We start from the raw sequence: 12,785 nt of genomic DNA on the forward strand, positions 1-12,785 counted from the left end.
GACGCCCGGGGAGCGGTGGCGTGTGTGCCGCATGCGGCGATGGTCAGGCAGAGCGCCGACACGGCCGTCGCCGCGCACACGAGCATTCTCATCCGACCATGATCCGGTAAGCGCATGGCCGGTGTCCGCCGGTTCCTCCCATGATCTGGTGAGCGTGGCGGGTGTCCGCCGGTTTCTCAGGTAGGGACGGCCAAGATCGGGGTTCTGCTCGATGGTTCGCCGGACGCCGGGGCGGGATGGTTTCCGCTGTCAGAGCGGCGTGCCGGGGGGCGGGTGTCAGAGCGGCGTGCGGGAGGTCAGGCGCCAGGGGGTGAAGGCGCTGGTCGTTCGGGGTAGGGAGGCCGTGAGTTCGGGGCAGTGGCGGAGGATGACGCTGGTCATGCCGTTGCGTTCGATCCAGTCCATCCCCAGCGGTGTGTAGATCTCCGGTCTGAAGTCGACCGTGAGAAAGCGGTCGCTCTGGAGTCGCCGGCTGGCCATGAGGAGGAACACGCGGAAGGCGGTTTCGCTGAAGCCGAAGCCCGCGGGCGGATTCTCGGAGAAGAGGCCGACCATCGTGTCGATCTCGTCGACGGTGCGGTAGACGTCCTTGAGCCGCGCCAGCGTCTCGGGCTGGGACGTCAACTCCTCGAACCGCCGCAGGCGCGGCTTGTGCAGCCCCGCGCGGAAGTCGTTGTAGCGGGGGATGCCGCGGCGCCGGTCGCGTACGAGGTCGACGACGGACAGGTCGATCATCTCGCCACCCCGCTCGAACGCCTGGAGTCCGCGCGGGTAGTTGTGCAGGGTGACCGCCCCCGGGTGGGCGATGCCGAACGAGTAGAGCGAGTTCGCCAGGCCCGTCCTGCGGATGACCGCCTCGGTGGCGGCGCCCTGGATGTCACCCAGCGTCAGGTCTTCCAGCCGCAGGCCGGAGGTGTGGTCGGCGATCTGGAAGTCGTCCGGGATCAGGGGGTGCATCCGGTAGATGGTGACGAACTCCTCGGTGAGGGAGTAAGGCACGTTGTGATGGTCAGGAAGGGTTCGCGGGATGCCGGTGAGGGCGTGCGCGTCGTACAGCCACAGGCCGAGCTGGGTGAGCCAGTTCTTCGGGGGGCCGTACCAGTTGGCGTGCATCCCGGTGTCGATCAGGTCGGTGGCCAGGATCGAGGGAGTCCACTCCACCGAATGGATCTTGGCGATGAGGGCGGAGATGACGAGCCGCGCGGTGTGGTAGACGCTGTCTTCGCTCATGTTGGGGTATTCGCCGCGCAGGGCGTGGCACACGGCGTTGTGCTCGCGGGCGAACAAGGTGTGCATGATGCTGAGCCCGAGCCACCAGTTCTCCTTGAAGCCGGTGATGGGGGTGCCGTCCGGGCCGGACGGCAGGTGGCCCTGTTCCAGCCGCAGCTCCGCGCCGCCGCCCGGTTCGCGGAGTGACATGGCGACGGTCTCGTCCCCGCCGTAGACCTCAGAGCCGTCCCACCAGTGCGACGCGCTGTTGCCGAACAGGATCGGCGGCCGTGCGCCGCCGGCGGAAGGGATTCCCTCGTTGTCGGCGAAGCGCATCACGTCTTCGAGCGGTCCGCCGGGGGTGTTGCGCCATCTCATTCCCGGCGGAAGCGGCACCTCCACGCTCTTCATCCCGAACGGGTAGCGCTTGTGGTCGACCCAGTCATGCACCTGGAACTGGATCCACGCGGCGGCGAGGACGTTCAGCGACCGCGCCGGGATGAAGGTGTCACGGTGGAGCAGTTCACGGCTGACGACGACCGGGTTGGGCGTGTCGAACAGGTCGGGGCGGTGCACGGGGGCGAGGTTGCGGCCGAAGGCGGAGCCGACGCTGCCCATCGCCGGTGCGGACAGATCGTTGTGGCTGCCGTCATAGGTGCGTCTGGTGCGCAGCCGCTCGTCGATGGGCGGGGGCGCCGGACGCGCCTGCGGCGGGGCCTGCCTGATCTCGGTATCTATGAGGTTGTCCCGGCGCAGCGCCTGTCGCAGGGCGGCGAGGTTGACCAGGCCGAGCCGCGTGGGGAGCCGATGCCAGGGGACGAACCGGTTGAGGAACCGGAAGCCGGCTCGGGTGGGCGCGTCGAGCACGGTGTTGCGCCACGGCCGGGGCGTGACGAAGCGGTCACCCAGGCGATGGGCGCTGCTGGCCTCGTAGGCGGCCTTGCGCGCTCGGTTGAGGTTGCCGAGCGGCCGGAACTCCTCTGTGGTGTGCCACGGGTTGAACGCGAGGTCGTCGACTCGCCGCTCGGCGGCGCGCGCTTCGGCGGTGGCGGTGTCCTGACGAGGGATCGTCAGCGTGGCCACCGGGATGACGGGCGTGTCCTCCTCCCGCCAGTCGGCCGCGCCGTCCTCGATGGGCGTGCGCCTTCCGTCCACGTAGCGCTGCACGCACAGCTCGAAGACGACGTCCGCCGTGGCCAGTCGCCTGGACAGCTCGTGGCGCAGGTAGTCGGGATCGGTGCGCGACGGCGCGGGAGCCGCCGGCGCGGGCGAGGCGGGGCGGAGCTGGTAGCGCACCGGCCCCGCTTCTCCCCACAGGATCGCGCTGCGGCTCCAGAACCTCTCAAGCGCGAGGCTGCGGACGGTGCGCCGGGTCGCGGCCCTCAGGTTTCGCCGCATGCGTGCGGCGGAGGCCCAGCCGATCGCCATGGGCAGCCTGACGAACCATGCGAACGCCTTGCGCGGGGCCGAGTTCGCGCCCGCCGTGGCCTGCGCGAACTTGACGAGTTCCCATGCGTTCCTGGCATGGGAGACCGGGAAGTTGGTCATGAGCAGGTCGTGGACCTCGTCGGGCCCCGCCTGGACGCGTAGCGCCGCGCTCCGCAGGTCGGGCGCGGCGTCCGGTTGACGGGCGCCGCCGGCGTTGGACAGCCGGACGATGACCGGATATTCGGCGCCCGGCTGGGCGAAGCCGGCTCGCAGATCGCCGGGAAGGTCGTCGCGGAAGGTGAGCCTGGCGTTCTCCACGCCGAGAATCGTCTTCGCCTGGAAGGCTCTGGCGATGTCGGCGGCGCCGGTGGCCTTTCTCACCTTCAGCTGCACCAGCATGAGGTCGTGGGCGAGCTTTTCGAATATCGGCTGCTCCGCCTCAGGGGTGCCGCCGACATAGCGCTCGTGCCACACGGCTTCGCGTGCCTTTTCGGCGCGGCGTTCACGTTTCTCGACCTTGCTCATTCCGCTCCCCTTCCCCGGGAGCTTCCTCGCCGGGCACGTTGCCCACAAAACGTATGGTCGGCGGCATTTTGCGCTGTTTGTGCTGAATGCCTACTGTTCGTGATAAACCGGATTTGCGGTGGAGGAGATGGCCGGTACGGATCCGGCCGGTGGCGGGACCGCCGGGCCGGACGGGTCCCAGGGGAGCGGCTCGGTGATGTCGGGCCGGGCCGACCAGTCCAGGATCTGCGCCTCCATCTCCGCGTCCGAGTCGAAGCGCAGGGGCTCGTAACAACCGAGCGGGAACAGCGTCGTGCGGATCGCGCAGCGATTGCAGAACGTGCACGGCCGGGCGGGAGCCTCCCTGCCCTGACGGAACAGCTCGACGAGGTCCGGATTCGCCAGCAGCGGCCGTGCCATCGACACGAGGTCGCAGGCGCCGGAGACGAGGGCGTCCTCGACCAGCGAACGCCGCTGGAACCCGCCGTTGGCGATCACCGGCAGTCCGGCCTCCCGCCGGAACCGTCCCGCGTCGTGCAGGTTGGCCGCCTCGCCGGTGGTCCAGCCGATGTTCAGGATCCGGTCGAGCACCATCCTCGGCACCATGTTGAGGATCGTGGCCCGTACGGCCGCCTTGGCCGACAGGTGGCGGGTGGAGTTGGCGAACTGCCGCACCTCGTCGACCGGGAACCGGCCAGGCGTCTCGCCCGGGTTGATGAAGCCGTAGCCGTTGCTCACGTGCAGGTAACCGACGCCCAGGTCCCGCAGCCACCTGCCATAGCGGAGGTAGGTGCCGATGTCGTTGCCCCGGAAGAACGCGCGCAGCGGCCTGGTCACCGGCCATCGGACGTCGACCGGCAGGTAGTTGCGGTCCCAGGCCGATATGCGCACGCCGACCAGGAAATCGTCGCCGACCTGCCGGCGCACCGCGCCGGCGACCTCGCGCAGCAGCTGGAAGCGTCTCTCGACGGAGCCGCCGTATCGATCCTGGCGGCGGTTGATGGCCGGGTTCATGAACTGGTGGATCAGGTAGCCCTTCGACGCGGTGATCTCGACGCCGTCGGCGCCGGCCTCGCGCGCGCGCCGCGCCGCCTGCCCGAATTCGTACACCGTCTGCTCGATGTCGGCGAGCGTCATCTCGGTCCGCCGGGTGCGGTAGCCGAAGAACAGGTCGAAGCCCGACGACGGACCGTAGCCGTCCTGGGGCTGGCTGAACAGGCTCGTCTGCACGTGCGAGCCGCCGTCGCCGATCTGGATGATGTACTTGCAGCCCTCGGCGTGGATCGCGTCGATCGCCTCCCCCAGATGCGTGATGAACTTGTCGTGGCTGATCTGCGGATACTCCAGCGGTGACCACCGCACGGGGTTGACGTTCAGCGTGGCCGAGACGATCGCGGCCACGCCGTTCCGCGCGAAGCGCAGCTCGAAGTTCTTCCACGCGTTGCTGACGGTTCCGTCGTAGTACGCCGTCCTCCCGCCGATGGACGACCGGATCACCCGGTTCTTGAAGGTGACGCCGCCGACCGTGAACGGTTCGAAGATCATGATTTCTCCCCAACGTCCGCGCCGCCGGCCGCGGCGCGGGCGCTCTGAGCCGATATGGCCTTGTACGGATCCGGGACCGCGATGGCGTGGGTGGTGACGGGTGGTGGCATTCGCCCGTCCTTTTGCTCCCTATTGCCGATATGTGCGGGCAGTTGCGGTGTTCCTGTGATGTGTCGCCGGGCATTCATGAGCGCACCGGGAGCGGGGCGTGGGTCGTCATCCGTGCCCACATCTGGTGTCGTACCCGGTCGGAGGGCGGCTCCATGTCCCGATCGATCGAAGCGCGGTGGAGACGCGACTCGCCGTTCGAGGTAGAGCGCGTGGTGCCGCTGCGGGATGCCACGAGGCGCGTCACGGCGGCGCTCGCGAATCTGGGCCTCACGCCGGAACTCGGCGACCTGGGCGGGGGCGGCGATCCGACCGCCTGGTCCTGCCGGCTGCTCGCCGACGAGAGCGCCGCCCTGCTGGGCGCCGACGGAAGCGCCGGCCCGCCGCGTACGGGTGAGAGCGCCGGCCCGCCGGTGGCCGAGGGGATGGGCAAAGGACGGCCCGACGCGGCGCGCACCGGAGCGCTGTTCGAGGCGCTGGAACACTATCTGACCGGCCCTGCCCTGTTCGATCCCGCGTCAGTGGAGCTGGTCGAGCCCGCTCACATCGTGGCCGGGCCGCTGCGGCGCGAGGCCTGCGGCGTGCTGCTGGCGCGCGCGCCCCGCGGACGCCGCCTGGCCTGCCACCGCTACCGTCCGCCGGCCGGAGGACGGGAGATCCTGGTGCCGCTGTTCCTGCGGGCGCCCTGGTTCGTCGAGACCCACGCGGGCGGGCTGCGTGAGCGGGCCGGGGACACCTGCGACTACGGCCACCTGATGCGCTACAGCAGCAACAGCGGTTCGGCCGTCGGCGTCACCGCCGCCGAGGCGCTGCTGCACGCCCTGAACGAGACCATCGAGCGGGACGCCCTCTCCCTGCTCCTGGTGCGGGCGTTCCTCGGCGAAGCCGGCTTCCGTCCGACCGTGATCGATCCGGCCACCCTCCCGTGCGACCTGGCGGGCGCGTACGCGGCGGCCGAACGGCTCACCGGCTCGCCGGTGCATCTGCTGGACATCACCAGCGATCTGGGCGTCCCGACCATGCTCGCCTACACCGCCCCGACCGCTCGCCACCCGCATCGGCGGGGCGCCGGCGCCTCGCTCAGCGCCCGCTACGCCGCCTGGCGGGCCCTCACCGAACTCGTCCAGACGACCTTGGGCGAGACCCCCTCGCCGTCCGGCGCGCCACTGCGAGAGGAGCCGGCGTGGCACGCCGACCATCCAGAACTGCGCGCGTGCGGGCGCTTCGACCTCGGCGGCCACCTGCGCCGCGCCCGCACGATCCCCTACGGCCGAGCCGGCGGCATGCCCGATCACCCCCGTGAGCGGCTACGCGAGCCCCGTGAGCAGCTACGCGAGCTGACCGCCATCCTGGTCGCGCACGGCCACGTGCCGTACCGGCGCATCGTGGCCGTCCTGCCGGAACAGATCGTCGCGGTGCACGTCATCGTCCCCGGCCTGGAACGCTTCGTGCTGATCGTCAACGGCAACCTGGTCCTGCCGGGTCCACGCGGGCACGCCCTCGTCCGGTGGAACGACCCCGGCCGGGCCGCGTCGATGTCAGAGGTTTGACGCGCGCATGGTGTGACGTGCGAGTCTTTCCGCTCGATCAACCTTCCGGTGCGATGTTCCTGGTTACCTCGGGCGCCGGACAGCTCGCATGATGGCGTTATGGGCACGCGACGGTGACCGGAACCGGGGAGGGGACGGTGACCGGAACCAGGGAGGGATCGCCATGACCGAACCCGGTCGTCCACGGCTTCCGTCCCGCGATCTGTGCGGGACCATGCTGGTGCACCGCAGGTTGCTCAACGAGAGCATGACCTACCGAGCCCGGCGCGCGTTGATCGAGAACCGCGCTTTACAGTACGAGCGAGGACGGCTCGCGCCCGCGCGGACCGAGGTGGTCACGATTCCGGTCGTCGTCCACGTGGTGCACAACCGGAGCGTTCCCGCGCAGAACATCGGGGACGAGCAGATCCACAGCCAGGTCGCCGTCCTCAACCAGGACTTCCGGGCGGCGAACCCTGACGTGGCCAAGGTGCCGGACCCCTGGAAGCCGCTGGTCGCCGACGCCAAGATCGAATTCCGCCTCGCCGCCCAGGACCCGAACGGCGAGCCGACGAACGGCATCGTCAGGACCGCCACCGACGCGAGCGACTTCAGCTGGGACGACGCCGTGAAGGCGCACGTCACCGGCGGTTCGGATCCCTGGCCGAGCGACCGGTACCTGAACCTGTGGGTCTGCCGGCTTCGAGGAGGCCTGCTGGGCTACGCGCAGTTTCCCGGCGGCCCGCCGCAGACCGACGGCGTCGTCATCCTGCACACGGCCTTCGGGACGACCGGTAGCGCGGCGCCGCCCTTCGACCGCGGTCGCACCGCCACGCACGAGATCGGCCACTGGCTGAACCTGTACCACATCTGGGGCGACGATGACGGCGCGTGCACCAGCGATGACAAGGTCGACGACACGCCGAACCAGGCCGACTCGAACCAGGGGACGCCGCGTTTCCCGCGCGTCACCTGCGACAACGGGCCCAACGGCGACATGTTCGTGAACTACATGGACTACACCGACGACGCGGCCATGTTCATGTTCACCCGCGGCCAGGCCACCCGGATGAACGCCTGCCTCGACGGCGAGCGGGCGTCCTTCCTCGTCGCGCCGCCGCGCCGCGCGGCCGTCCCGTCCGCCGCGACCGCTCCGTCCGCCGCGGCGGTCGCGCCCGCGACGGGCGCCGGTGCCGCGGTGCCCGAGATGCGGCGGCCGAGCCACAACGGCGAGGTGGAGCGACTGCTGCACGACAGCGAGCGGCTGACCGCGGAGGTCCTCGACGACATTCGGGTCGCCCTCGGCATGGTCGGCGACCGGCCGGACGAGTGAGAGGAGGCGTCGCGATCATTCAGGGGACAGCGGTGAGCGGGACGCCGCCGGACATCGTCGGCGCCTGGCTGCATTCCTACGAGGAGGACACCGAGACCACGTCGGTCTACCGCGCACAGGGCCACCCGTTCCCGCCTTCCCGGCGGCCGCGGCGAGGCCTGGAGTTCCGGGCGGACGGGACGTTCGTCGCGCATCTTCCCGGCCCGGCCGACCGCCCACACGAGGTGAGCGGCCGCTGGCAGCGCCAGGAGGACGGCCGGGTGCGCATCTCGTTCCCCGGAAGCGACCGCGCGCCGTTCGAGGTCACCGTGCTCTCCTGCGCGGGAGGCGTGCTGACGATCGAGACGTGAGGCGGGTCGACCGGCCGGCCGCGGCGTCAGGGATCCGGATCGGAGCGTGCGTTCACATGGACATAGCCAATGAGGTGCGGAAAAAGGGCTTGGAACACGCCCACGCCGCCGCCGAACGGTATCGCCAGAGCACTGCCGTACGAGACGAAGTCCGCCGCCGGCAGGGGGAGGGTGACGCCTTCCCCGACTCGCCGGAGTCGCTCGCGGCCCGCGCCGCCCGCCTCATCCAGCGTCAAGGGGTGCCGGTGGAGGCGGTCATGGAGGCCACGCGGGCCACGTGCCTGGACCGGCCCTCCATGCACGAACGCATCCTGGGAGTGGCCAAGGATCTGCAGGCATGGAGCTTCCTGCCGCGCGGAGCCCGCGCGGCGCGCACCGTCGCCAGGATCTCGGTCGGCGAGAACGGCCGGGAGTTGCCGATCGGCACCGGCTTCCTGGTCTCGCCGCGACTTCTGCTGACCAACCATCACGTGTTCCCCCGGGCCGAGGCGGCGCGGCAGGCCTTCGTGGAGTTCGACGCCCAGGTCAGCGTCGACAACACCCCTGAGGCGGCCAAGCGGTTCACTCTGGACCCCGGCACGTTCTTCGTCGCCGACCCGGACCTCGACTACGCCCTGGTCCTGGTGAGTCCCGACGCGTCCGGCCGGCCGGTGGGGGAGACGTTCGGCTGGAACAGGCTCAGCGTCCAGCTCGGCAAGCTGGTCCTCGGCGAACCGGTGAACATCGTGGGTCACCCCGGCGGACGGCTGAAGGAGATCTCCATCCGGGAGAACAGCCTGGAGGTCCGGCTCGACACCTTCCTGCAGTACCAGACCGACACCGAGCCCGGCAGCTCCGGATCCCCTGTCTACAACGACCAGTGGGAGGTCACGGCGTTGCACCACGGCGGGGTGCCGAGGACCGACGAGCAGGGCCGGATACTGCGGCGAGACGGCCAGGTCTGGCGGCCCGGCGACGGTGACGACGCCGTCGACTGGATCTCCAACGAGGGCGTCCGCATCAGCGCCATCCTCAAGCATCTGGCCTCGCTGCCGCTCGACGAGGCGCGCGGGAGATTCCTGGCCGAGATGGGCCCGGAGTCGGGGTTCGGCGACGGCGCCGCCCTCCGCCCGGCAGCCGCGGAGCCGGAGCCATCGCCGGAGCCGGTGCCGGTGCCTGCGGCGGCCGCGCGCCCGGTCGACGGCCCGATCGCCGCGCGTCCCGTCGATGGCGCGGCCGGCGTGCGCCCGGTCGACGGTGAGACCGCGCCCCGTCCCGGACGGTCTCCCGCGGAGGCGGACCGCGTCGGCCTGCCCGCGCGTGCCGCCGCGTTCGGAGGCGGCCGCCACCTCGTCTTCCTGCACGGCCGCGGCCAGCAAGGACGCGACCCCGAGCGCCTGCGCCGCTATTGGACCGCCGGCCTGAACTGCGGTCTCACCCGTGCCGGACTGCCCACCATCGACCCGGCCGACGTGTGCTTCCCCTTCTACGGGGACCGGCTCGCCGAGGCCCTGCGGCCGTTCAGGACCGCCCCTGACTCACTGGAGGAGCTGGTCACCGATCCGGTCACGGTGACCGCTCCGAACTCCGGCACCGCGCGGACGCTGTACGAACAGCTGATCATCGACGCCGCGAACCGCGCCGGTATGCCCGCCGCGGCGCCGGTCCCCGAGGAAGGGGTGACCGACGCCGTCCATCAAGGGCTGAGCTGGCTGGCCGCCGTCACCGACCTGGACCGGCTGGCGATCGCGGCGATCTTCGGAGACGTCGCCGCCTACCTCGACGACCGGCGGATCCGCGAGACGGTCCTGGACTGCGTGTCCGAGACGATGCCGCGGAGTGGACGGGTGCTCCTGGTCAGCCACAGCCTGGGCACGGTCGTCGCGGTGGACCTGCTCACCCGCCTGCGCGCGGAGGCGGACGTCGAGCTGTTCGTCACGCTCGGCAGCCCGCTCGGCATGGACGGCGTCCACCGCCGCCTGCTCGCCGGCGGGCCCGGCCGCCTCGCCCGGGTGGCCCGCTGGTTCAACGCCTGGTGCCCGACCGACCCCGTCACCATCGGCTGCCCGCTCGGTCGCGACTGGCACGGAGAGCCGGTCGAGACCTCCGTCACCAATCCGGCCGAGCGGGCGCACGACATCGAGGAGTACCTCACCCATCCCGAGGTCGCCCACGAGATCGGAGGGGTGCTCACCGGCCGTGCCCAGGTCGCGGCCGGTTGAGCGCACCGCGCCAGGCGGTGGTCGCCCGCCTTCCGTGGGGCGTCAGCACACGATGAAGATGCTCTTCCAGCCGACGGGCGTCCGCTGCTCGGCGTTGCGGTTGGACGCCAGCTCGAAGTGCATGACGCCCTGGGTGTCGGGCTGGTTGTACATGCGGCCGCTCTGGCCGTCGCCGTACCACTTGTAGGACCCGTGGAAGGGGATGTTGGACGGGCCGCACCGGTCGATGACCACCGACCGGCCGGTGAAACCGGGCCCCTCGTAGGCCACGTACTGCGAGGCGTAGGCGGCGCCGCCCATGACCGCGACCATGGCGGCGGACATGAGGGGGACGAGGGCGATTCGCTTCACGATGTTCCTCCCGATGATCTCGGCTCTTTACCGGGAGTATGCATACCGTCACACTGAGTAGACGAAACCTGTCGCACGGCGGGGAAAGGAACGAGGATCGGGGGACCTCGGCCGAGACACCGTCCCGCCGCAATGTCGGAACCCGGACAGACGCCACAGTCCGGCGAAGGCACTACGGTCACGGTTTTCTCGGGACGGCTCCATGGTGAGCGCGACGGATGCGGCCCAATGCGGCGAGAACCCCACTTCCGTCATGGTCTGCCGAAGGGGCGGCGGCGCCTCCTGGTTCACCACCTGACGGCACGATCTCGGGGGCGATGATGGTGCGCAGGAGTTCCCCGCTGATCGCGGCACGCTGGTCGGGTTCGAGATCCTTCATCTCGTTGATGAGCCGTTCGACCGCGAGGTAGCGGGAGAACTTCACGGGCTGGTCGAAGTAGGCGTGCAGGTGGCCGGCCGCGTTCTCCTGCGAGCGCAGGAAGGTCCGCGCGATGTAGGCCGCGAGCGCCGCCGAGATCGCTCCGAGCGCGGCGGCGACATTCGCCGCCTGTGGTCTCACCACTGCGAGCCCAATGGCGATCAACAACACCGAGAAGCCGACCGCCATGGCGGCCTGGGCGTTACGGAAGCTTCGCTGCGCATGGTCGGTGGCGAGTTTGTGGTAGAAGTTCATCCGCGACTGGGTCGCCGTCCACAGCGGCGAGAGTTCCAGATGACCCGCACGCAGAGGCTCGTCCGCGACCCGGAGTTCCTGCCGCGCCCGCTCTATCTCCTCGATCTTCTCCCGTTTCCGCCGCGACGCGACTATCACCGCTGAGACCGTGAAAGCGATCAGCGGCACCCACAGGCAAATTCTTACGAAAAGGCCCAAGTTCGGCGGCAGAAGGATGTCGGTGAGCGCCATCAACAGCACGAAGAGCAATATGCCCACGGCGAGGCGTACTGCCCGATCGAACTGCGAAGAGCCGGGAGGCCGGTGAGCCGCCCGTGGGCCGGCGCGGGATGTTTCGTTCGTTCTTCCACCGTCCATGCCATCAACGTAACAAACGTGATCGGGAGTGCGTGAAGCACAAGACGCAGAACGATCCGGTAGAACTTTGTTCAATGCGGCTTTGCCCATACTGCCGGGAACGGGCGGCCCGCCGAGCCGGGACCAGGTTTTTCCGGACGCCGTGCCGGGCATCACGACCGAGAATGGAGGTGGGCGCCATGGGAAGAAATCTGGATTTCTTTACATCGGAATCACTGGACAAAAGCTGCCAGGAGTTGACCGACGCCGAACGCGAGCGGCTGGCAGAACTGCTTCGCGGCGCGGTGCCCCGGAACGCGGGAGAATGCTCTTCGTAGGCCACGTACCGCGAGGCGTAGGCGGCGCCGCCCATTCGGCTGCCGCGGCTCCGGCTCCGGTGCCTCGGGAAGGACCGGAGCCGGTCGGCCGGCCCGGGGTGTCACTTCTTGACGAAGCCCGCGCTGACGTAGTTGACTCCCTGGCCCCAGGCGCCCATGTGGTCCTTGACGATCTCGTTGACGGCGTCATAGGTCTCCGTGCGGGCCCAGTCGCGCTGGAGTTCGGACAGGACGCTCGCGGTGCTGACGGGGACGATGCCCTTCTGGCTCATCCGCACGACGGCGGCGTCGTGGGCCGCGGTGCTGGACCCCGCGGAGGCGTCGATGACGGCGAACACCTCATACCCCGCCTCGGTCGCGGACAGGGCCGGGAAGGCCAGGCAGACCTCGGTCCACAGGCCGGCCATGAGCAGGCGGCGCCGGCCGGTGGCCTGGACCGCGGCCCGGAAGGCTCCGTCCTGCCAGGCGTTGATGTGGGAGCGGTCGATGACCTCGAGGTCGGGGAACACGCGGGTGATCTCGGGGATCAGCGGGCCGGAGAAGGTGTCGGCGGCGATCGAGGTGAGCACGGTGGGGAGTTCGAACAGCTTGCCCAGCTTGGCGAGGGCGGCCACGTTGTTCACCAGGGTCTGCGGATCGGCGCTGCGGGCGCCGAAGATCATCTGAGGCTGGTGGTCGACGAGGACGAGAGCGGTGTCCTCGGTGTTGAACAGGCCGGCGATGGCGCTGTCGGGCAGGTCCTGCGGGGTGCTGCTGAGAGTCATGGGGATGCTTCTCCGTGCGAGGCGATGAAAGGTTAGCCGCTTTCGATAAGAAAGTGGCTTGCGATGAAGTTAACCCACTGTCACCCCTGCACGCAAGTCGCTATCCATTGGTAAGC

At 69.8% G+C, this 12,785-nt stretch carries 9 protein-coding genes; 4 read left to right on the plus strand and 5 right to left on the minus strand.

The annotated features are described in order from the left end of the window. Positions 1 to 276: 276 nt before the first annotated feature. Together ACZ6QO_RS18090 and ACZ6QO_RS18095 are read right to left on the minus strand one after the other, a co-directional pair. On the minus strand, positions 277 to 3,162 hold the full coding sequence (locus tag ACZ6QO_RS18090; protein ID WP_465851955.1) for a peroxidase family protein: 2,886 nt from the start codon (positions 3,160 to 3,162) through the stop codon (positions 277 to 279). A gap of 90 nt (positions 3,163 to 3,252) precedes the next feature. Then, entirely contained in the window at positions 3,253 to 4,686 is a 1,434-nt protein-coding gene (locus ACZ6QO_RS18095) for an oxidoreductase (protein WP_465851956.1), read from the minus strand. Positions 4,687 to 4,949: 263 nt separating this feature from the next. Here ACZ6QO_RS18095 and ACZ6QO_RS18100 point away from each other — a divergent pair, with 263 nt between their 5' ends. The 4 genes from ACZ6QO_RS18100 to ACZ6QO_RS18115 all read left to right on the plus strand — a co-directional run bounded on the left by ACZ6QO_RS18100 (position 4,950) and on the right by ACZ6QO_RS18115 (position 10,207). After that, entirely contained in the window at positions 4,950 to 6,344 is a 1,395-nt protein-coding gene (locus ACZ6QO_RS18100) for a YcaO-like family protein (RefSeq protein WP_465851958.1), read from the plus strand. 163 nt (positions 6,345 to 6,507) lie between these two features. Beyond that, positions 6,508 to 7,656: a zinc metalloprotease gene (locus tag ACZ6QO_RS18105; RefSeq protein WP_465851960.1), complete on the plus strand. Its 1,149-nt coding sequence runs from the start codon at positions 6,508 to 6,510 to the stop codon at positions 7,654 to 7,656. A gap of 32 nt (positions 7,657 to 7,688) precedes the next feature. After that, positions 7,689 to 8,006, plus strand: a complete 318-nt coding sequence (locus ACZ6QO_RS18110) for a hypothetical protein (RefSeq protein ID WP_465851961.1) — start codon at positions 7,689 to 7,691, stop codon at positions 8,004 to 8,006. 56 nt (positions 8,007 to 8,062) lie between these two features. Further along, positions 8,063 to 10,207: a trypsin-like serine peptidase gene (locus ACZ6QO_RS18115; protein ID WP_465851962.1), complete on the plus strand. Its 2,145-nt coding sequence runs from the start codon at positions 8,063 to 8,065 to the stop codon at positions 10,205 to 10,207. Between the two features lie 42 nt (positions 10,208 to 10,249). On the opposite strand, the gene ACZ6QO_RS18120 is transcribed toward ACZ6QO_RS18115, so the two are convergent. From ACZ6QO_RS18120 to ACZ6QO_RS18130, 3 genes are all read right to left on the minus strand, one after another. Further along, on the minus strand, positions 10,250 to 10,558 hold the full coding sequence (locus ACZ6QO_RS18120) for a MiAMP1 family antimicrobial peptide (protein ID WP_465851964.1): 309 nt from the start codon (positions 10,556 to 10,558) through the stop codon (positions 10,250 to 10,252). 178 nt (positions 10,559 to 10,736) lie between these two features. After that, positions 10,737 to 11,462 (minus strand): TRADD-N-associated membrane domain-containing protein, encoded by a 726-nt coding sequence (locus tag ACZ6QO_RS18125; RefSeq protein WP_465852025.1) that lies wholly within the window; start codon positions 11,460 to 11,462, stop codon positions 10,737 to 10,739. A 544-nt stretch (positions 11,463 to 12,006) separates the two neighbouring features. After that, positions 12,007 to 12,669: a hydrolase gene (locus ACZ6QO_RS18130; protein WP_465851966.1), complete on the minus strand. Its 663-nt coding sequence runs from the start codon at positions 12,667 to 12,669 to the stop codon at positions 12,007 to 12,009. Positions 12,670 to 12,785: the final 116 nt, after the last annotated feature.

This window comes from Sphaerisporangium sp. NPDC049457, from assembly GCF_055586705.1.

Bases quoted from the DNA above. Each gene is read 5' to 3' on its own strand.
- ACZ6QO_RS18090 (WP_465851955.1), bottom strand. From the start codon at position 3,162: ATGAGCAAGGTCGAGAAACGTGAACGCCGCGCCGAAAAGGCACGCGAA.
- ACZ6QO_RS18095 (WP_465851956.1), bottom strand. From the start codon at position 4,686: ATGATCTTCGAACCGTTCACGGTCGGCGGCGTCACCTTCAAGAACCGG.
- ACZ6QO_RS18100 (WP_465851958.1), top strand. From the start codon at position 4,950: ATGTCCCGATCGATCGAAGCGCGGTGGAGACGCGACTCGCCGTTCGAG.
- ACZ6QO_RS18105 (WP_465851960.1), top strand. From the start codon at position 6,508: ATGACCGAACCCGGTCGTCCACGGCTTCCGTCCCGCGATCTGTGCGGG.
- ACZ6QO_RS18115 (WP_465851962.1), top strand. From the start codon at position 8,063: ATGGACATAGCCAATGAGGTGCGGAAAAAGGGCTTGGAACACGCCCAC.
- ACZ6QO_RS18125 (WP_465852025.1), bottom strand. From the start codon at position 11,462: ATGGCGCTCACCGACATCCTTCTGCCGCCGAACTTGGGCCTTTTCGTA.
- ACZ6QO_RS18130 (WP_465851966.1), bottom strand. From the start codon at position 12,669: ATGACTCTCAGCAGCACCCCGCAGGACCTGCCCGACAGCGCCATCGCC.